Annotated in this window: 18 protein-coding genes; 12 read left to right on the forward strand and 6 right to left on the reverse strand. The window is 63.5% G+C overall.

Annotated features, from left to right (window positions below):
* Positions 1 to 29 precede the first annotated feature (29 nt).
* The 7 genes from cpdA (at position 30) to K3F44_RS22145 (ending at position 8,172) form a co-directional block, all read left to right on the forward strand.
* Positions 30 to 839 carry a 3',5'-cyclic-AMP phosphodiesterase gene (gene cpdA / locus K3F44_RS22115; protein ID WP_188035213.1) on the forward strand — a complete coding sequence of 270 codons (810 nt, stop codon included), beginning with the start codon at positions 30 to 32 and terminating at the stop codon, positions 837 to 839.
* 134 nt (positions 840 to 973) lie between these two features.
* Positions 974 to 1,582 (forward strand): YqiA/YcfP family alpha/beta fold hydrolase, encoded by a 609-nt coding sequence (locus tag K3F44_RS22120; RefSeq protein ID WP_101315869.1) that lies wholly within the window; start codon positions 974 to 976, stop codon positions 1,580 to 1,582.
* Between the two features lie 34 nt (positions 1,583 to 1,616).
* Positions 1,617 to 3,521 (forward strand): DNA topoisomerase IV subunit B, encoded by a 1,905-nt coding sequence (parE, locus tag K3F44_RS22125; RefSeq protein WP_101315871.1) that lies wholly within the window; start codon positions 1,617 to 1,619, stop codon positions 3,519 to 3,521.
* Positions 3,521 to 4,504 carry an esterase-like activity of phytase family protein gene (locus K3F44_RS22130; RefSeq protein ID WP_409077679.1) on the forward strand — a complete coding sequence of 328 codons (984 nt, stop codon included), beginning with the start codon at positions 3,521 to 3,523 and terminating at the stop codon, positions 4,502 to 4,504. Before parE ends, K3F44_RS22130 begins: the two co-directional genes overlap by 1 nt.
* A complete protein-coding gene (locus K3F44_RS22135) occupies positions 4,501 to 5,019 on the forward strand; it encodes a TIGR02281 family clan AA aspartic protease (protein WP_103435839.1) in 519 nt (172 codons plus the stop codon). The genes K3F44_RS22130 and K3F44_RS22135 overlap by 4 nt, the downstream gene beginning before the upstream one ends.
* A 10-nt stretch (positions 5,020 to 5,029) precedes the next feature.
* Positions 5,030 to 7,288, forward strand: a complete 2,259-nt coding sequence (gene parC / locus K3F44_RS22140) for a DNA topoisomerase IV subunit A (protein ID WP_220632973.1) — start codon at positions 5,030 to 5,032, stop codon at positions 7,286 to 7,288.
* Positions 7,289 to 7,461: 173 nt separating this feature from the next.
* Positions 7,462 to 8,172 (forward strand): membrane integrity-associated transporter subunit PqiC, encoded by a 711-nt coding sequence (locus K3F44_RS22145; protein ID WP_220632974.1) that lies wholly within the window; start codon positions 7,462 to 7,464, stop codon positions 8,170 to 8,172.
* A 114-nt stretch (positions 8,173 to 8,286) separates the two neighbouring features.
* On the opposite strand, the gene K3F44_RS22150 is transcribed toward K3F44_RS22145, so the two are convergent.
* A complete protein-coding gene (locus tag K3F44_RS22150) occupies positions 8,287 to 9,759 on the reverse strand; it encodes a histidine kinase (protein WP_101315881.1) in 1,473 nt (490 codons plus the stop codon).
* Between the two features lie 135 nt (positions 9,760 to 9,894).
* Here K3F44_RS22150 and serB point away from each other — a divergent pair, with 135 nt between their 5' ends.
* Entirely contained in the window at positions 9,895 to 11,109 is a 1,215-nt protein-coding gene (gene serB, locus K3F44_RS22155; RefSeq protein ID WP_101315883.1) for a phosphoserine phosphatase SerB, read from the forward strand.
* Between the two features lie 91 nt (positions 11,110 to 11,200).
* On the opposite strand, the gene asd is transcribed toward serB, so the two are convergent.
* Genes asd through K3F44_RS22170 form a run of 3 tightly spaced genes read right to left on the reverse strand, consistent with a single transcriptional unit; the run spans position 11,201 to position 14,465 of the window.
* Positions 11,201 to 12,064, reverse strand: a complete 864-nt coding sequence (asd, locus tag K3F44_RS22160; RefSeq protein WP_220632975.1) for an archaetidylserine decarboxylase — start codon at positions 12,062 to 12,064, stop codon at positions 11,201 to 11,203.
* Between the two features lie 9 nt (positions 12,065 to 12,073).
* Positions 12,074 to 12,883, reverse strand: coding sequence for a rhodanese-like domain-containing protein (locus tag K3F44_RS22165; protein ID WP_220632976.1), 810 nt, complete (start codon positions 12,881 to 12,883; stop codon positions 12,074 to 12,076).
* 46 nt (positions 12,884 to 12,929) lie between these two features.
* Positions 12,930 to 14,465 (reverse strand): HDOD domain-containing protein, encoded by a 1,536-nt coding sequence (locus K3F44_RS22170; RefSeq protein WP_220632977.1) that lies wholly within the window; start codon positions 14,463 to 14,465, stop codon positions 12,930 to 12,932.
* Positions 14,466 to 14,595: 130 nt separating this feature from the next.
* Between K3F44_RS22170 and motA the strand changes: the two genes are divergently transcribed.
* The gene (gene motA / locus K3F44_RS22175; RefSeq protein WP_101315887.1) at positions 14,596 to 15,447 is read left to right on the forward strand and encodes a flagellar motor stator protein MotA; all 852 of its coding nucleotides are present in this window, start codon (positions 14,596 to 14,598) and stop codon (positions 15,445 to 15,447) included.
* A gap of 3 nt (positions 15,448 to 15,450) precedes the next feature.
* Positions 15,451 to 16,473 carry a flagellar motor protein MotB gene (gene motB, locus K3F44_RS22180; RefSeq protein ID WP_220632978.1) on the forward strand — a complete coding sequence of 341 codons (1,023 nt, stop codon included), beginning with the start codon at positions 15,451 to 15,453 and terminating at the stop codon, positions 16,471 to 16,473.
* A 59-nt stretch (positions 16,474 to 16,532) separates the two neighbouring features.
* Here the strand turns inward: motB and rsgA are convergent, their stop codons facing one another.
* Positions 16,533 to 17,564 carry a small ribosomal subunit biogenesis GTPase RsgA gene (gene rsgA, locus K3F44_RS22185; protein WP_101315891.1) on the reverse strand — a complete coding sequence of 344 codons (1,032 nt, stop codon included), beginning with the start codon at positions 17,562 to 17,564 and terminating at the stop codon, positions 16,533 to 16,535.
* A gap of 186 nt (positions 17,565 to 17,750) precedes the next feature.
* Here rsgA and orn point away from each other — a divergent pair, with 186 nt between their 5' ends.
* The gene (gene orn, locus K3F44_RS22190; protein ID WP_103435846.1) at positions 17,751 to 18,293 is read left to right on the forward strand and encodes an oligoribonuclease; all 543 of its coding nucleotides are present in this window, start codon (positions 17,751 to 17,753) and stop codon (positions 18,291 to 18,293) included.
* Between the two features lie 94 nt (positions 18,294 to 18,387).
* A complete protein-coding gene (locus K3F44_RS22195; protein WP_101315895.1) occupies positions 18,388 to 18,999 on the forward strand; it encodes a trimeric intracellular cation channel family protein in 612 nt (203 codons plus the stop codon).
* Between the two features lie 4 nt (positions 19,000 to 19,003).
* Here the strand turns inward: K3F44_RS22195 and queG are convergent, their stop codons facing one another.
* On the reverse strand, positions 19,004 to 20,086 hold the full coding sequence (gene queG / locus K3F44_RS22200; RefSeq protein ID WP_101315897.1) for a tRNA epoxyqueuosine(34) reductase QueG: 1,083 nt from the start codon (positions 20,084 to 20,086) through the stop codon (positions 19,004 to 19,006).
* Positions 20,087 to 20,095 lie beyond the last annotated feature (9 nt).

The raw sequence follows: 20,095 nt of genomic DNA on the forward strand, positions 1-20,095 counted from the left end.
CGCGCAGAACTCGCTCGAGGAGACGGCCGTTGCCGCAGCCCAACCATCCCCACGCACCGATCAATGTCGTGCAACTGACCGACGCCCATCTGTTTGCTGATCCGGCAGGCACCCTGCTGGGCCTGAATACCCGCGGCAGCCTGCAGCATGTGATCGACCAGGTGCATCGCGAACAACCTGCAATCGACTTGCTGCTGTGCACCGGCGACCTGTCGCAGGATGCCAGCGCGACGGCCTATCGCGCCTTTGCCGAGATGACGGCGACGCTGCGCGCGCCAGCCCGCTGGCTACCGGGCAACCATGATCAGGCGCGAGTGATGGCCGAGGTGGCGCAAGGTACGGATTTGTTGCAGTCGGTAACCGATGTGGGCAACTGGCGCATCATCATGCTCGACTCGGCAGTGGTGGGCGCGACCCATGGCCTGCTCGCGCCGGCGCAGCTTGCCGTCCTCGATCAAGCCCTGAACAGTGTCCCCCAGCGCCATTGCCTGATCTGCTGTCACCACCAGCCGGTGGACATCGGCTGCGCCTGGATGGCGCCGATCGGCCTGCGCAACAGCGATGAGTTGCTGCAACGGGTGCAGGCTCACCCGCAGGTGCGCGCGGTGCTCTGGGGGCATGTGCACCAGGCCTTCGAGCAGACGCGTGACGGCGTGCGCTACATGGCCACACCGTCGACCTGCATCCAGTTCGCCCCGGGTAGCGTCGACTTCAAGGTCAGTGAAGAGTTGCCGGGATACCGCTGGCTGCGCCTGCATGCAGACGGTCAGCTGGAAACAGGCGTAGAGCGGGCGCTGGATTATGTGCTGCAGCTGGATTTCAACAGCCCCGGTTATTGAGCGCGCAGCCCCCAGCGACCTTGAACAATGTCTTACGAAAATCCCGAAGCAGCGCCAATGCTCGGCGAACACGCTACACTGCGCGTCCCTGCGCCCCAACTGGCGGGCGCGCCGCAGCAGATACTGGGGGCAGCATGTCGGGTTCCATCCTTTATATCCACGGCTTCAACAGCTCGCCGCTGTCGACCAAGGCGCGCCAGCTTGAGGCTGTGATGCAGCAACTGGGCCTGGCTGGCCAGTTGCGCATCCCCGCGCTGCACCATCATCCGCGTGAGGCGATTGGCCAGCTCGAAGCCGCCATTGCCGAGCTGGGCGCGCCCTTGCTGGTAGGCAGTTCGCTGGGCGGCTACTATGCGACCCATCTGGCCGAGCGGCATGGCCTCAAGGCACTGCTGATCAACCCGGCGGTAGCGCCGCACCGCTTGTTCGACGGCTACCTGGGCACCCAGCGCAACCTGTATACCGATGAGCCCTGGGAGCTGACCCTGGACCACGTGCAGGCCCTGGCCGAGCTCGAAGTGGCGCCGCCAACCGACGCCGCTCGCTACCAGGTATGGTTGCAGACCGCCGATGAAACCCTCGACTACCGCCACGCCGCTGCCTACTACCAGGCCTGCGCGCTGCGTATCGAAGCCGGTGGCGACCACAGTTTCCAGGGCTTCACCAAGCGCCTGCCGGCGTTGCTGGCTTTTGCCGGCATTGCCCGCGAGCAATATGCGGCGCTCGATTTTTCTGTATTTTGATTTTTCGCATTCACCAGACTGACGACGAGAACCCATGGCCAACCCCAGCGCTAGCGCCTATAACGCCGACGCCATCGAAGTCCTCTCCGGCCTCGATCCGGTGCGTAAACGGCCCGGTATGTACACCGACACCAGCCGGCCCAACCACCTGGCCCAGGAAGTCATCGACAACAGTGTCGACGAAGCCCTGGCCGGCCACGCCCGCTCGGTGCAGGTCATCCTGCATGCCGACCACTCGCTGGAAGTCAGCGACGATGGCCGGGGCATGCCGGTCGACATCCACCCAGAAGAGGGCGTCTCGGGTGTCGAACTGATCCTCACCAAACTGCACGCCGGCGGCAAGTTCTCGAACAAGAACTACCAGTTCTCCGGTGGTCTGCACGGCGTTGGTATCTCGGTGGTCAACGCCTTGTCGACCCAGGTTCGGGTGCGGGTCAAGCGTGACGGCAACGAATACCAGATGACCTTCGCCGACGGCTACAAGGCCACCGAGCTGGAAGTGATCGGTACGGTCGGCAAGCGCAACACCGGTACCAGCGTGTATTTCAGCCCAGATCCGAAGTACTTCGACTCGCCGAAGTTTTCCATCAGCCGCCTCAAGCATGTGCTCAAGGCCAAGGCCGTGCTGTGCCCGGGCTTGTCGATCAGCTTCGAAGACAAGGCCAGCGGCGAGAAAGTCGAGTGGCACTACGAAGACGGCCTGCGCTCGTACCTGGTCGATTCGGTCAGCGACTTCCTGCGGCTGCCCGACGAGCCGTTCTGCGGCAGCCTGGCCGGTAACAAGGAAGCGGTCGACTGGGCCCTGCTGTGGTTGCCCGAGGGCGGCGACAGCGTGCAGGAAAGCTACGTCAACCTGATCCCGACGGCGCAAGGGGGTACCCACGTAAACGGCCTGCGCCAGGGCCTGCTGGATGCCATGCGCGAGTTCTGCGAGTTCCGCAACCTGCTGCCGCGTGGGGTCAAGCTGGCGCCGGAAGACATCTGGGAGCGGATCAGCTTCGTCCTGTCGATGAAGATGCAGGAGCCGCAGTTCTCCGGCCAGACCAAAGAGCGCCTGTCCTCGCGCGAGGCGGCGGCGTTCGTCTCCGGCGTGGTCAAGGATGCCTTCAGCCTGTGGCTCAACGCGCACCCTGAACTGGGTATGCAGCTGGCGGAGCTTGCCATCAGCAACGCGGGTCGCCGCCTCAAGGCGAGCAAGAAGGTCGAGCGCAAGCGCATTACCCAGGGCCCGGCACTGCCCGGCAAGCTGGCCGACTGCGCTGGCCAGGACCCGATGCGCTCCGAGCTGTTCCTGGTCGAGGGTGACTCCGCCGGCGGTTCGGCGAAGCAGGCGCGGGACAAGGAATTCCAGGCCATCCTGCCGCTGCGCGGGAAGATCCTCAATACCTGGGAAGTCGACGGCGGCGAAGTGCTGGCCAGCCAGGAAGTGCACAACATCGCCGTGGCCATCGGTGTCGATCCGGGTGCCACCGACCTGTCGCAGCTGCGCTACGGCAAGATCTGCATCCTCGCCGACGCCGACTCCGACGGCCTGCACATCGCCACCTTGCTCTGCGCCTTGTTCGTGCAGCACTTCCGGCCGTTGGTCGAGGCGGGCAACGTCTACGTCGCCATGCCGCCGCTGTACCGCATCGACCTGGGCAAGGAGATCTACTACGCCCTCGACGAAGCGGAGCGTGACGGCATTCTTGACCGTTTGGTCGCCGAGAAAAAACGTGGCAAGCCGCAGGTCACCCGCTTCAAGGGCCTGGGTGAGATGAACCCGCCGCAGTTGCGCGAAACCACCATGGACCCGAACACCCGGCGCCTGGTGCAGTTGACTCTGGATGACGTCGAGGCCACCTGCGAGCTGATGGACAAGCTGCTGGCGAAGAAGCGCGCCGGTGACCGGAAGAGCTGGCTGGAAACCAAAGGCAACCTGGCTGAGGTCATGGTTTGATTGTTCGGTTGCTTGCCGCAGTACTGGCCCTGGTCGCTTTGCCGAGTCTGGCGAGCGACTGGCCGGAGCTGAAGCTGAGCAGCGAGCACGCCATTGACGGTATGCCCAGCGGCAACCTCTCGGGCCTGGCGATGTGCCGTGGCGCGCTCTGGGGTGTATCCGACCGCGATGACGACCGGATCTACCGCTTCGAACAGCGCGATGGCGCCTGGCAGGCCGAAGCGATGGCCTTCAGCGCGCCGCCGGTGCCTGACAGTGGCTTGCCATTAGGCTTGAAGGTGCGCAGTTGGGCGGTCGCCGCAGTGCGCGGTGGTGAATTGGACTTTGAAGGTATCAGCTGCGATCAGGCGGGTAACTTTTACTTGGTCAGCGAATCCCATGCGGCGGTGCTGCAGGTGCCGCTGCAAGGTGAGCCGAACTGGTTGAAGATCGACCCGTTGATGGTTGGCCGGGCACGTGCCAGCGGCATGCTGCTGCGCTTCAATGGCTTGTTCGAGGGGGTGGTGATCAACCCGGCGGGCGATCGTCTATGGCTGGCCGCCGAACGGGAACGGCGCGGCCTGGTTGCCTTGCAACGCCAGCAGTCGCTGTGGACCTGCGTGCGCAGCTGTGTGCTGTTCAGCGAGGCTGGGGTCGAGATGCAGCCGCCGCAAGTGGACAAGCCGCGGCCGGTGTCGCGCGATTTTGCCGACCTGGCGCTGTATGCCGGCAAGCTGTTTACCCTGGAGCGTAATGCCTACCGGGTATGCCGGCGCGACGTGGACAGCGGCGCCGTCGAGCGCTGCTGGTCGTTTGCCGCCGATGCGCTGACCGAGGCGCGCCGCTATGACCAGCTGTTTGGCGTCGCCGAAGCCTTGATCATCGATGACGAGGGCGCCTGGATTGGCGTGGACAACAACAACGGCGCCCGCGGCGATGGCGAAGTACGGCCGATCGTCTGGCGCTTTGCTGCGCCACAAGGCGGCTGGAGTGGCAAACCATGAGCCAGCCGGCCGGCAAGCGCGCGGGCAGGGTGCTGATGATTCTCGCCTGGGCGGCGGCGATGTTTCTTGCCACGCGTTTTTTTGGCGTCTGGGAGGATCAGCAGCGCAACCCCAATGCGCAACCCGAGTCGGCCCATGGTGATGGTTTCATCGAAGTTCGCTTACTGAGCAATGGTCAGGGCCACTTTGTCGCCGACGGCGCAATCAACGGCCAGACCGTGCACTTCATGCTCGACACCGGCGCGACCGATGTCGCCATCCCTGAGTCGCTGGCCAAAGGCCTTGAGCTGCAACGCGGTGCGCCTGTGCTGGTGAGTACCGCCAATGGCCGCACTGAAGGCTACCGGACCCGTCTGGACAGCCTGCAACTGGGTGATATCCGCCTGCAGGGCGTACGCGCCCTGGTGGTGCCCGGCCTTGACGGCACAACCGTGCTGCTCGGCATGAGCGCCCTCAAACAACTTGAATTTACCCAGCGCGGCGGCAGCATGCTGTTGCGCCAGAACCTGAAATGACGAGGCCCGCATGAGCGACTCACTGGAACTCAGTCTCGACGGCGTCGAGCGCCGTTCCCTGGCTGACTTCACCGAACAGGCCTACCTCAACTACTCCATGTACGTGATCATGGACCGCGCCCTGCCGCATATCGGCGACGGCCTCAAGCCTGTGCAGCGGCGCATTGTCTATGCCATGAGCGAGTTGGGTCTGGATGCCGATTCCAAGCACAAGAAGTCGGCGCGTACCGTCGGCGACGTGCTCGGCAAGTTCCACCCGCACGGCGACTCGGCCTGCTATGAAGCCATGGTGCTGATGGCGCAGCCGTTCAGCTACCGCTATACCCTGGTCGACGGCCAGGGCAACTGGGGTGCGCCGGACGATCCGAAGTCGTTCGCGGCCATGCGTTATACCGAGGCGCGCCTGTCGCGCTACTCCGAAGTGCTGCTCGACGAAGTCGGCCAGGGCACGGTCGACTGGGTGCCCAACTTCGACGGCACTCTGCAGGAGCCGTCGGTTCTGCCGGCACGGCTGCCGAATATCCTCCTCAACGGCACCACCGGTATTGCTGTGGGCATGGCCACCGATGTGCCGCCGCACAACCTGCGCGAAGTCGCCAGCGCCTGTGTGCGCCTGCTCGACGAGCCGAAAGCGACCATCGAGCACCTGTGCGAGCACATTCAAGGCCCGGACTATCCGACCGAAGCCGAGATCATCACGCCGCGTGCCGACATCTTGAAGATGTACGAGAGCGGCAAAGGCTCGATCCGCATGCGTGCGGTGTACCGCGTCGAGGATGGCGACATTGTCGTCACCGCCTTGCCGCACCAGGTCTCCGGGGCCAAGGTGCTCGAGCAGATCGCTGCGCAGATGCAGGCCAAGAAGCTGCCAATGGTGGCTGACCTGCGCGACGAGTCCGATCATGAGAACCCATGCCGAATCGTGATCATCCCGCGCTCCAATCGGGTCGATGCCGACGAGCTGATGCAGCACCTGTTCGCCACCACTGATCTGGAAAGCAGCTACCGGGTCAACGTCAACATCATCGGCCTCGATGGCCGGCCGCAACTGAAAAACCTGCGGCTGTTGCTGCAGGAATGGTTGCAGTTCCGCGTCGGCACCGTGCGCCGGCGCCTGCAGCACCGCCTGGACAAGGTCGAGCGGCGCCTGCACCTGTTGGACGGCTTGCTCACGGCGTTTCTCAACCTGGATGAAGTTATCCACATCATCCGTACCGAAGAGCACCCCAAGCAGGCGCTGATTGCCCGCTTCGAGCTGACCGAGATCCAGGCCGAATATATCCTCGAGACCCGCTTGCGTCAGCTGGCTCGCCTGGAAGAAATGAAAATCCGCGGTGAGCAGGACGAACTGCTTAAAGAGCAGGCCAAGCTGCAAGCCCTGCTGGGTAGCGACGCCAAGCTGAAAAAGCTGGTGCGCAGCGAGCTGATCAAAGATGCCGAGAAGTATGGCGACGACCGTCGCTCGCCAATTGTCGAGCGCAGCGAAGCCAAGGCACTCTCGGAAAACGAGCTGATGCCGACCGAGCCGGTCACCGTGGTGCTTTCGGAAAAAGGCTGGGTGCGTTGCGCCAAGGGCCATGACATCGATGCCACCGGGCTTTCCTACAAGGCCGGTGACGGCTTCAAGGCCGCTGCGGCGGGGCGCTCCAACCAGTTTGCCGTGCTGATCGACTCCACCGGGCGCAGTTATTCGGTGGCCGCGCACACGTTGCCCTCGGCCCGTGGCCAGGGCGAGCCGCTGACCGGGCGGCTGACACCGCCGCCGGGGGCGACCTTCGAGTGCGTGCTGCTGCCCGAGGACGACGCCCTGTATGTGGTGGCCTCCGACGCGGGTTACGGCTTCGTGGTCAAGGGCGAAGACCTGCAGGCCAAGAACAAGGCCGGCAAGGGTTTGCTCAGCCTGCCCAACGGTGCCAAGGTGATCCCGCCGCGGCCGGTGAGCAACCGCGAGCAGGACTGGCTTGCAGCGGTGACCACCGAAGGCCGCTTGCTGGTGTTCAAGGTCGCCGACCTGCCGCAGCTGGGCAAGGGCAAGGGCAACAAGATCATTGGCGTACCGGGCGACCGGGTTGCCAGTCGCGAGGAGTACGTCACCGACCTGGCCGTCATCAGCGAGGGTTCGACCCTTGTATTGCAGGCTGGCAAGCGTACCCTGTCGCTCAAACCAGATGATCTGGAGCACTACAAGGGCGAACGCGGTCGGCGAGGCAGCAAGCTGCCCCGCGGCTTCCAGCGCGTCGATGGGCTGCTGGTGGAAGCTTCGAGCTAACCAGGCGAGTCGTCTGAACCGGCACTTTCGGCGTTGTTCGCGGCGGAACTACTGGAGTCGGACGACCTTTTCGCGGATGATAGTCGCTCGCGGCGCCGGCGTGGCCGAGCGCCCCAAAGACTCTACATGTGTATCACTGCGGTGTGCCGAATGGCTGCCACCTGGATGGGATGATGAAATTTCCGCGCTTTCCATTTGCGCTGTTGATGACCGGCCTGCTGGGCCTGGGCGGGTGCAGTGTGCACCAGCCGGTAGCCCTGTATCAGCTGGACAGTGGTGAACCTGGCCAGCCTTCGCAGAGTGCCGGTATGGCTGTGGTGCTGGGCCCGGTTTCGGTGGCTGACTACCTGCAGCGCGAGACCTTTTTGCAGCGCCAGGCAGACGGCAGCCTGACTTCGGCGACGGACGGTCGTTGGGCGGGCAGCCTGTCTTCGGATATTGACCAGCTGCTGGTGCGCCAGCTGGCCTGGCGCCTGGACAGCCAACGGGTGGTGCTGGCGCCGGCGAGCAGTGGTTTTACGCCGGACGTGCAGGTGCTGCTGTCGATCACTCGGCTGGATTCGGGCAAGGATCAGCCGGCCATTCTGGATGCACAGTGGCGCCTGCTGGATCGCCGCGGCAACGTGCGTGACAACCGCATAGTGCACCTTGAGCAACCGCATGAGGGCAGCGAGTCTTCCCAGGTGCAGGCGCAAGGGCAGTTGTTGCAGAAGCTGGCCGAGCAGTTGAGCAACGCGGTCAAGCCGCTGGCCAATCAGCCGGCCCTGGCTGAAGAAACCCGCAAGAAGCCGGCGGCGCCAGTGCAGGTCAAGAAGACCCCAGAGAAGTCGAAGATCCCGATTGCTTCGCCGGTGCGTACCGATATGGAAGTGTTCAGGTTCTGAGTTTGAATTGAAGCGCTTGCAAAGGCCGCCCCTGCAGAAATCTGTGGGGGCGGCCTTTTTGTTTGTGCGGGTTGTGGGAGCGGGTTCCCCCGCTCCCACTGGGTGGACCAATCCTCAGGCCCGGCGCTCGTGCATGCGCGCCAGTTGCCGCTCCAGCATCGACGGGTACGGCTCCATCAACCGCTCGACACAGCACGCACCCTCAGGGCTGGCAATCGGGCGGATGCGGGCGCGTTGGCGGACCAGCGCATCATCGGTGATCTTGCGCTCGACCAACAGCAGGTTGCGGCTGTGCTGCGACAAGGCCAGGGCATCCTGGGCTTTTTCGGTCATCAGCAGATCGACCTGCTCGAGTCCTTGCAGGTCATCACCCACGGTCAGCCCCAGTTGCAGCTGCAAGGTGATGCCGCTATCGGCCACTTCGATCTGCAGGGCATGGCCCAGGGCGCGCAGCAGCTCGCCGCAGCAGATGGCATTGGTCAGGTAGTCTTCACCGGTCTCGCGGCTGTGGAACAGCAGCAGGGTGCTGCCGTCGGTCAGGGTGAAGGTTTCACCTTCATACAGCGAAGCAGCCTGCTCGAGGCAGTCGCGATAACGCTCGAGCAGCTCGGTCAGGCGCGTGCGCGGCAGGCGGCGCAGTTGCTCCTGCGAACCCAGCTGTACGGCCAGTACGGCGCTGTACTGCGGTTCGGTCGAGACTGGCGCGGCCACAACCGGCTTGGCGCTGCTTTGCTCGACGTCGATCAGGCCGGCAAAGGCTTCATCGTCTTCCTCATCCTGCTGGGCAATAGCCCGGCTGCGGGCAGCGACACTGGTGGTTGCCGGGGCGTGATCAAGGTCGGCGAAGTCATGCTCGTCGTCGTGCTCTTCCTCTTCTTCCGGCTCAGGCGGCGGCGGTGGCGCGAGGCGGGCATGCAACTGACGGGCAAGGTCGCCGATCTCGTCCTGACGATCGATGGCCGGGGTGTACGGGTGCGGATCACGCAGCCAGACCCGCAGCTGCAGCAGCGGCGTGGAGATGTAGCGGCCCAGGCGCAGGCTCAGGGTCAGGGCCAAGACCAGCAGGATCCCCGCCAGAATACCCATGCTCTGCAAGCTGATCAGCATCGGTTGCTGGAACTCGCTCATGTCCAGGCTGATGCGCAGTTGCCCGGCGGTCACGTCCTGAAAGGTGATCTTGGTCTGGTACAGGCCTTCGGCTTCACCCAGCAGGGTGTTTTTCGGGCGCTGACCGGCCTCGGCGAGGATGCGGTTGTCGACGCTGTAGATGGCGGCGTGGGCCACCAGCGGGTTCTTCACCAGATTGCCCAGCAGCACGTTGAGGCTGAGGATGTCGTTGGACACCAGCAGTTCGGTCGCCGAGGTGGCCGTCTGGATGGTCAGGCTCTGCCCCAGGGCGTCCGCCTGCTCATGCATGGCCTGCTTGAACTGCAGGCCCATCACGCAGGCATAGATCACCAGCGCCATGGCCACCAGGAAAATATTGGTGCTGGCGATACGCAATGCCAAGGGTACGCGGCGTTGGCGCAGAGCATGGAACAGCATCAGGAAGAAGTTATCGGATTTAACTGGCGTGGGCCGGTTCACAGAGCGCGGCTCTTTATGACGAGAAAGTGCTGCGCAGTATAGCGACCCGGCATTTGTCGGCAAAGTGCAAGTGGCGCCCGATAGTCACCGAAAGTCGGTAGAATGCGCATTTTTCATCGAAGTCGGAGCCAGGTTGTGCGCGAAATCGTTCTGATCAACATCACCGGTGAAGACCGCCCAGGTCTCACTGCCGCCATCACCGGCGTCCTGCTCCAGGGCGGTGTGAACATTCTCGACATCGGCCTGGCCGTGATGCACGGCACTTTGTCGTTCGGCATCCTCGTCGATATCCCGGATAACGAAGTCGCCACGCAGTTGCTGCACAGCGTGCAGAGCAAGGCCCACGAGCTCAATCTGCAGGCACGCTACACACCGATTTCGGAGGCTGACTACCAGCACTGGGCCGATGGCCAGGGCGACGCCCGGCAGATTGTCACCTTGCTCAGCCGCAAGGTCACCCCCGAGCAGCTGCAGCGGGTCAGTGCGATCATCAGCCAGTATGGCCTGACCATCGAGCGCATCGAACGCCTGTCGGCGCGGGTGGCGCTGAACGCCGACAGCGAGCACGGCAAAGCGTGTCTGGAGATTTCTGTGCGCGGCGAGCCGAGTGATGCTCAGGCCCTGCGTGCCGCGTTCTTCACGTTGTCTGAAGAGCTGGCCGTGGATATCGCCTTCCAGAAGGACGACCTGTTCCGCCGCAACCGCCGGCTGGCGGTGTTCGACATGGATTCGACGCTGATCGAAGCCGAAGTCATCGACGAGCTGGCCAAGGCCGCCGGCGTCGGCGAGCAGGTTTCCGCCATTACCGAGCGGGCCATGCGTGGCGAGCTGGATTTTCGCGCCAGCTTCAAGGAGCGCATGGCGTTGCTCAAAGGCCTGGACGTTAAGGTACTGGACGAGATCGGCGCATCGCTGCGCTTGACCGAGGGCGCCGAAAACCTGTTCGCCGAGCTCAAGCGCCTGGGTTACAAGACCGCCATCCTGTCCGGTGGCTTTACCTACTTTGCCAAGCAGGTACAGGCGCGGCTGGGTATCGACTATGTATTCGCCAACGAACTGGAAGTGGTCGACGGCAAGGTCACAGGCGTGGCCATCGAGCCAATTGTCGATGCCCAGCGTAAAGCTGACCTGTTGCAGGAGCTGGCCAGCAAGGAAGGCCTGCAACTGGCACAGACCATCGCTGTAGGCGACGGCGCCAACGATCTGCCCATGCTGTCGCTGGCAGGGCTGGGCGTGGCCTTCCGCGCCAAACCACTGGTGCGCCAGTCGGCCAAACAGGCGATCTCGACCCTTGGTCTGGATGGTGTGCTGTATCTGCTCGGCTTGCGCGACCGCGACGCTCGCGGCTGATCTGAGCCCGTAAGGGGGCGAAGAGCGGCCCCGACAAACGAAAAGGCCCCGCATGGTTTGCGCCATGCGGGGCCTTTTCGTAGGCGGCGGATCAGACTGCGGTCGGCACCGCCAGCAGTTCACCCATGCACACGGCAGAGCCGGCACCGAGGCTTTCAGCCCACTTCACCTGCTCCGGGCCGAACAGCACGATGGCAGTGGAGCCGAGCTTGAAACGGCCCAGTTCGGCGCCTTTTTCCAGGTGGATCGGTGTGCGGCTGGCTTCGTCGTAGCGGAAGGTCTTCAGCTCACGCTTGGGCGGAGTGACCAGCCCGGCCCAGACGGTTTCGATCGAAGCCACGATCATCGCCCCGACCAGCACCACGGCCATCGGCCCGCGCTCGGTATCGAACAGGCAGACCACGCGCTCGTTGCGGGCAAACAGCTCCGGTACGTTTTCGGCAGTGGTCTGGTTGACCGAGAACAGCCGGCCTGGCACGTAGACCATCTCGCGCAGGGTGCCGGCCAGCGGCATGTGCACGCGGTGGTAGTCCTTCGGCGACAGGTAGATGGTGGCGAACTCGCCGCCCATGAACGGTGCGGCCAGCGCCGGATCGCCGCCGAGCAGCTCCAGCGCGCTGTAACCATGGCCCTTGGCCTGGAAGATGCGGCCGTGCTCGATCGGGCCGAGTTGGCTGACGGCGCCATCGGCCGGGCACAGAATGGCCCCTGGAGTTTCATCCAGCGGGCGCGCACCTGGCTTCAGGGCGCGGGTGAAGAAGGCGTTGAAGTGCTCATAGGCGCTGAGGTCTTCGACCAGTGCTTCGGACATGTCGACCTGATAACGCTTGGCGAACCAGGCGGTGAAGGCATTCTTGAACCAGCGTGCGCGGCACTCGGCAACGCAACCGGCCAGGCGTGACAGCAGATGGTGCGGCAGCAGGTACTGACTGATGATGAACAAACGCGATTTCATTGAATTTCCTTAAACCTCTACGGGCGTGTCCGGATGGTTGCCCCATTCGCCCCACGAGCCGGCGTACGCCTTGACCCGGGGGTAGCCGAGGGACTTGGCCACCAGATAGGTAAAGCCTGAACGGTGATGGGTCTGGCAATGGGTGATCACTTCCTTGTCGGGAGTGATACCCAGATTTTGCAGGATCTCGGCCATGTCCTTGCGGATGCGCAGGTGGTCATTCATGTCCATGCCTGCTGTCCACTCAAAGTTGACGGCGCCGGGGATGTGCCCGCCTTTGGCCGCGAGCACTTTCTCGCCCCGGTATTCACCCGGCGCGCGAGCGTCCCAGATGGCCAGGTCGGCAGCGCCGAGGCGGCTCTGCAGGTATTCGCGGGTGGCGGTCGGCTCGTCTTTTATGGTCAGGCTGACCGAGCCGGTGGCGCTGGCGGGCGTCTCGGTCGACAGCTGATCAGCCGGCCAGGCCTGGATACCACCGTTGAGGTAGTGATACTGCGCATGACCGATGACATCCAGCAGCCAGATGAAACGCCCGGCCCAGCCACCGCCTTCGTCGTCGTAAACCACATAGACGGCATCGTCACGATGGCCGAGTTCGGCGAACAGCTTTTCCAGGTCGGCGCGCGCCGGCAGTAGCCCAGGCGCCGGCGGTTGGCCCAGCTGGGTACGCTTGGAGTCGACGAAGCGCGCACCGGGTACGTGGCCACTGCCATAGCGGTTGGCGCTGGTCAGGTCGACCACGATCAGCGCGGGCGAGCCCAGGCGTGGCAACAGGTCTTGCGCTTCGATAACCAGCGGCAAGCCGGAAAAATCAGTCATCCACAGTCTCCAGGTGGAACGCGAGGGGGCGATTGTAGCGTAAGGCTCAGCTACTGCGGGTGGCGAAGGTAGCCAGCGCGCGCTCGATACACTGCGCGGTCTTGCCCAGTGCCTGCACGCTGACGTCGGCCAGCGGGCGGCCCGCCTGATCGGCAAGCAGCAGCATGATTACCTGGCCATTGACCGCCAGCGAGCGCAGCAGCAGGTGCTCGCTGGGGAACAGGGCATTGATCGGCGCTGGCAGCAGGGCGGCGAACTGGGCGTGGTTGTCCGGCGTCAGGCGCAATTGCCCGGCCTGACTGGTCAAGCGTTGTAACAGTTTGTTCTGTTTGACTGCCAGGTTCAGTGCAGCTGCTTCCTTGGGCAGGCCAGCAGTCTGCTGCACGCGCAAGGCATCAGTGGCCTTGTCGTAGGTCAGCAGCAGTACCCGCTGCATGCCGCAGGCGAGCAGTGCATCGCGGGCGTGGGTAGCCAGGTGCACGGCATTGCTGAAGCGGCTGGGCTGGGCCAGCATTTCGGCGCACAGCGAGCGCCAGCGCTCCAGGTTTTCTGCAGGCGGCGGCGGTGGTGTGAGCATGTCCGGGTGCGGACGGCGCTGCTGCCATGGCCAGATCAACGCTTCGGCCGGGTGGAACAGGGCGTGGCGGGCGTGATGGCGGGCACTCGCTGCGGCTTGCTGGTGAACCTGCTGCTGGACGTCGTCCAGCGAGGTCTGCAAATACAGCGCGGTCAGCAGTTGCCAGCGCAGCAGGTGCGGGTTGTCCCAGCCGACTTGCGCCGCCAGTGCTAGGCCGTTGGCCAGCAATACGGTGTTGGCCGGTTGGTTGAACCAGCGGCGCAGGCCTGGTTCTTCATCCAGCCGATGCTGCTGCTCGAGGCTGTCCGTCTCGCGGGCAATGTTGAATACCTGAGCCAATTGTTCGCGTTCGCTGGTAAGCAGGCGGTAGCCCTGGGTTACCCACTCCGGCAGGCGCCAGTGCAGGGCGACCGCCTGGCACAGCTCCATCAGGCGTACGCCAAACAGCTCGATCTCGACCTCGGCAGCGTTTTCGCCCTTGTGGATAACCCGCAGCTCCCAGGTGTCGAGCAGCTTGGGGTAGGTCACGGCCATCGGCCACAGCGGCGACAGGAACAGCAGGCTGCCCCAGTGAATCTCCTGCCACAGCCGCGCCAGGCGGCTGGCGAACAGGCCACTGGCCTGCTGCGCGGCATGCTGGCTGATCAACAGAAACTGGCGCAGTACCGGCGGGATGTCATCGCCGGGCAAGGCCGGCAGGCGCGCCAGCAGCTCTGCGCTGCGCTCAAGTCCGAGGCGATTGAGGGCAACTTCGAGGCTCTCGGCCGGCTCGGCCTGGCTGGCGTTGGCCGAGTGATTGGCCTCACGCATGACCGACAGCACCAAGGCGGGGCTGTCCTGCATCAGTTCGGCGATGTCGCGCAATGACCGACGGTTGTCATTGATGGCCGCCATTACCCGGTCGTGGCTTTCCTTGGGCACGGGCAGGCGCACGTCATCCAGCAGTTTTATCCAGCGGTCTAAAGTGCGTGGCGTCTGACTTGGTACCTTGGTTTCAATTGGCATTTTGACATCAGTCCGAACTGGCTTTTCACTTGGAGTGGCTATAGTCTGGCGCAGTTCTGCCGATAAGTAGAAGAAGAGTTTTCAAGCTCCCGTCCCCGACCCTGACCTCGACTTCAAGTGCTTTGAACCTATGGCTAAAATTATCGGCATCATCGTCGTCTTCGCGAGCGTGATCGCAGGCTACGTGCTTTCCCACGGCAAGATTGCGGCGCTGATCCAGCCGTTCGAAGTGCTCATCATTGGCGGGGCTGCGTTTGGCGCGTTCCTGCAGGCCAACCCTGGCTACATGACCATGCACGTGATCAAGAAGTCGATGAAGATGTTCGGCTCACGTTTCACCCATACCTTCTACCTGGAGGTGTTGGGCCTGGTCTACGAGATCCTCAACAAGAGCCGCCGCGAAGGCATGATGGCGATCGAAGGCGATATCGAAGACGCCTCGGCCAGCCCGATCTTCGCCAAGTACCCGGCAGTGCTGGGTGATGAGCGCATGACTGCGTTCATCTGCGACTACCTGCGCATCATGTCCACCGGCAACATGGCTCCGCACGAGCTCGAAGGCCTGTTCGACATGGAGCTGCTGAGCCTCAAGGAAGAACTCGACCACCCTTCGCACGCGGTCACCGGGATCGCCGACGGCATGCCTGGCTTCGGTATCGTTGCGGCGGTACTGGGTATCGTCGTCACCATGGCCTCGTTGGGTGAGGGCGACCAGGCTGCCATCGGCATGCACGTAGGTGCGGCGCTGGTGGGTACCTTCTTCGGTATTCTTGCTGCGTACGGTTTCTTCGGCCCACTGGCTACCTGCCTGGCTCACGATGCCAAGGAAGAGGTCAATCTGTACGAGTCGATCAAGGCGTCGCTGGTGGCTTCGGCCTCGGGCATGCCGCCGTCACTGGCCGTGGAATTCGGGCGCAAGGTGCTGTACCCCAAGCACCGTCCGAGCTTCGCAGAGCTGGAACAAGCAGTTCGCGGTCGCTGATTCATGGAAAACAATCAGCCGATAATCATCAAGCGCGTCAAGCGCTTTGGCGGCGGTCACCATGGCGGCGCCTGGAAGATCGCCTTTGCCGACTTCGCGACGGCGATGATGGCGTTCTTCCTGGTGCTGTGGCTGATGTCGACGGCCACCCCAGAGCAGAAGATCGCCATCGCCGGCTACTTCAAGGACCCGATCGGCTTCTCCGAAAGCGGTACGCCCTATGTGATTGACCTGGGTGGCTCGCCGGAGCTGGCGCCGGACAAGACCATCAACCCTGAGGTGAAGTCCGAGCCGACTCCCGAGACCAGCGTGCAGCTGGACAAGGATCAGGTCGAGACCATGGCCGAGCAGGTTGAAAAGGAACGCCTGAACCTGCTCTTGCAGGAGCTGCAGAACAAGGTCGAAGAAAACCCGCAACTGCAGAAGTTCAAGGATCAGATCCTGTTCGAGATCACCCAGGACGGCCTGCGTATCCAGATCATGGATGCCGAGAACCGGCCGATGTTCGACATCGGCAGCGCGCGTTTGCAGCCGTACTTCGAGGACATTCTGCTGGCCATGGCCGACACCATCAAGGCGGTGCCGAACAAGATCAGCGTCAGCGGCCACACCGATGCCAAGGCCTATGCCGGTAGCGGTGACTACGGCAACTGGGAGCTGTCGGCCAACCGTGCCAACGCTGCGCGACGTGCGCTGGTGGCGGGTGGCTATCCGGATGATCAGGTGGCGCGGGTGGTTGGCTATGCGTCGTCGTCGCTGTTCGACCGCAAGAACCCGTTCAACCCGGTCAACCGGCGCATCGATATCATCGTTCTGACCAAGAAGGCCCAGCGCAATATCGAGGGCGAGCAGGGCACTCCGGATGCACCGCCGGCATCTGACGCACCCGCGGCGCCAGGCTCGGCAGCGCCAGGTGCAGCAGCGCCCGCTGGTGCCGGCGAGGCACCAATGCAGCCGCGTGAGCTACGGCAGAAGCTCAATCTCTTCGAGGACGGTACCTTGAAGATGGACGAGCCGAAGGAATAACCGCCTGCGGCACAGCAAAAAAGGGCTGCAAAGCAGCCCCGACTTACCTGCCCCAGCTGTTAATAGCTGTCTTCGGTCAGGCTGGCGATGATCGAGCGGTAGCTGTGCATACGCTGTGGCTTGATCCGGCCTTCGTCCAGCGCCTTGAGCAAGGCGCAGCCTGGCTCGCGGTCATGCTTGCAGTCGCGAAAGCGACAGGTGCCGAACAGTTCGCTGAACTCGATGAAGCCGGCTTCGACATCATCGCGGCTGACGTGCACCAGGCCGAATTCACGGATACCGGGGGAGTCGATCAGGTCACCGCCGTTGGGGAAGTGATAAAGCCGTGCCGTGGTGGTGGTATGGGTGCCCTGGCCAGACCACTCGGACAGATCACCCACCCGCGTGTGCGCCTGCGGCAGCAGGCTGTTGACCAGCGACGACTTGCCGACACCGGACTGGCCGACAAACACGCTGACGTGGCCATCGAGCATTTTTTGCAGCTGCTGCATGCCGTCGCCGTGGTGCGCCGACACCTCCAGCAGGGGGTAGCCCAGGTCGCGGTAGACCTCGAGCAAGGCATTCAGCGCCGGTGCATTTTGCTCGTTGATCAGGTCGGCCTTGTTCAGCAACAGCAACGGGCGAATGCCGGCGTGCTCGGCGGCGACCAGGTAGCGGTCGATCAGGTTGGCGTGGGGCTCAGGGGCGGGGGCAAAGACGATCACGATCAGATCGACGTTGGCGGCTACCGGCTTGAGCACGCCCTGGTTGTTGGGGCGGGTCAGCTCGGTCGAGCGCGGTAGTTGCGCAACGATGACGCCGATGCCCTGGTTGCCTGCTCGCCATACCACGCGGTCACCGGTGACCAGTGCAGGCAGGTTGGCGCGCAGGTGGCAGCGGAAGATCTGGCCAACTGTGTCGCCGTCCTGGGCTTCGACTTCGACTTGGACGCCAAAGTGGGCGATGACCAGGCCGAATTGCTCGGGTCCGAGGTCGCCGCCTTCCAGTTCCTGCAAGACGTGCTGCTCGCGTTTGGCGGCGCGTTCGGCGCGTTCGCCCTGGATTTTTTCGATGCGCCAGTTTTGGCGGCGGTTGAGCTGGCGTTTGGCCATGAATGTTCCGTGGTGGCTTGCGGTTGGAAAACGGCTGACAGTTTAGCATGCTCCTGTTGTGGCCTATTCGTTAACCTTGGTTGGGGCGGTGCCTGTGGAATCGTTGAACAAAGTGAATTAGCGAGCAAAGCCAATTACCCGGTCGGGCCACTAAGCTACTATGACGGCCTATCTCAGGAGCCTTTCATGGACAACACACAGAACCTGATCTGGATCGATCTGGAAATGACCGGTCTGGATCCGGACAGCGACGTCATCATCGAGATGGCGACCATCGTCACCGACAGCAACCTCAACACCCTGGCCGAAGGCCCGGTGATCGCCATTCACCACAGCGATGAAGTGCTGGCGCGCATGGATGAGTGGAACACCCGAACCCACGGCGGCTCGGGCTTGACCCAGCGTGTGCGTGACAGCCGTATCAGCATGGCCGAAGCCGAGGCCCAGACCATCGCGTTTCTGCAGCAGTGGGTGCCGAAGGGCAAGTCGCCGATCTGTGGCAACAGCATCTGCCAGGACCGGCGCTTCCTGTACCGCCACATGAAGTCGCTGGAAAGCTACTTCCACTACCGCAACCTCGACGTTTCTACCCTCAAGGAACTGGCTGCACGCTGGGCCCCTGAGGTGCGCGACAGCTTCCAGAAGGGTGGCACCCACCTGGCGCTGGACGATATTCGCGAGTCGATTGCCGAACTGCGCCACTACCGCGAACACTTCATCAAGTTTTAAGCCTGCTGCGCCGGCTGACGATAGTCGGTGCGCCCCCTTCTGGTGCGGGGTGCAACTGGGTAGACTGCGCGCCTTTCTCGCACGGACTCGCACCATGTTGCTGATGCTCTACCTCGTCGCTATCACCGCCGAAGCCATGACCGGGGCCTTGTCCGCCGGCCGTCGCGGCATGGACTGGTTCGGTGTGGTGCTGATCGCCTGCGTGACGGCGCTGGGTGGTGGCTCGGTGCGCGACGTGCTGCTGGGGCACTATCCGCTGACCTGGGTGAAACACCCCGAGTACCTGGTGCTGACCAGCTTTGCCGCACTGCTGACGATCTTTATCGCGCCACTGATGCGCCATCTGCGCTCGCTGTTTCTGGTGCTCGATGCGCTGGGGCTGGTGGCATTTACCCTGATTGGCTGCATGACTGCGCTGGAGATGGGCCAAGGCCTGCTGGTGGCGTCGATCAGTGGGGTGATCACCGGGGTCTTCGGCGGGATTCTGCGGGATATCTTCTGCAACGACATCCCGCTGGTGTTTCGCCGCGAGCTGTATGCCAGCGTGTCGTTTGCGGCGGCGTGGTTCTATCTGGGCTGCGTGCACTTCAATCTGCCGGCCGAGCAGGCCACGCTGCTGACTCTGTTTGGTGGTTTTCTGGTGCGTTTGCTGGCGATCCGCTTTCACTGGGAAATGCCCAAGTTTCACTATAACGACCAGCAGTAGTCACTCAGCTCGCTGGCTGCGCCTGCCGTTCTGCGTGCTGGGCCAGCGCCCACTCGACATGCTCGCGGACCAGTTCGGACGGGTGCTCGCGGCGTGCCTGCAGCGCCTCCAGCACCGGAATGGTCGACGGTGCGTTGCCCAGCCCGACGGCCAGATTGCGTAGCCAGCGTTCGTAGCCGGCGCGGCGCAGCGGCGAGCCTTCAGTATTGCCCAGAAAGGTCGCCTCATCCCACATGAACAGTTCGGCCAGGCCGGCATTGTCCAGGCCGTGACGCGGCTTGAAGTCGTTTTCCTGGGTGGGGCGGGCGAAGCGGTTCCACGGGCAGACGATCTGGCAGTCATCGCAGCCAAACACCCGATTGCCGATCATCGCGCGCAGCTCGACCGGGATCGCCTGCTTCAGCTCGATGGTCAGGTAGGAAATGCAGCGCCGTGCGTCGAGTACATACGGGCCGACGAAGGCATTGGTCGGGCACACGTCCAGGCACGCCTGACAGCGGCCGCAGTGCTCGCTGGTCTGGGCTTCATCCACCGGCAGCGGCAGGTCGACGAACAACTCAGCCAGAAAGAAGTAGCTGCCGGCCTTGCGGTTGAGCAGCAGGGTGTTCTTGCCGATCCAGCCCAGCCCGGCCTCCTGCGCGATGGCTTTCTCCAGCACCGGCGCGCTGTCGACAAAGGCACGAAAGCCGAACGGGCCGATGTCTGCCTGAATGCGGTCGGCCAGGTGCTGCACGCGTTTGCGCACCAGCTTGTGGTAGTCGCGGCCCAGCGCGTAGCGCGACACGTAGGCTTTTTCCGGCTGTGCGAGCACCTGCGCCATGCGCGTATCGCCGGGCAGGTAGTCCATGCGCAGCGAGATCACCCGCAGTGTCCCCGGGATCAACTGCTCGGGGTGGGAACGTTTGCTGCCATGCGCGGCCATATAGTCCAGCTCGCCGTGATAGCCGGCGGCAAGCCAGCGCTCCAGGTGCTGTTCATGCTCGCCCAGGTCTACACCAGCGATACCGACGTGGGCGAAGCCGAGTTCGCGGCCCCAATCCTTGATCGATTGGGCCAGCGCGGCGAGGTCAGGAATACAAACGGACATGGATGGGCA

This window comes from Pseudomonas sp. S07E 245 (assembly GCF_019599025.1).
GTDB classification, from domain to species: Bacteria; Pseudomonadota; Gammaproteobacteria; order Pseudomonadales; family Pseudomonadaceae; genus Aquipseudomonas; species Aquipseudomonas shirazensis.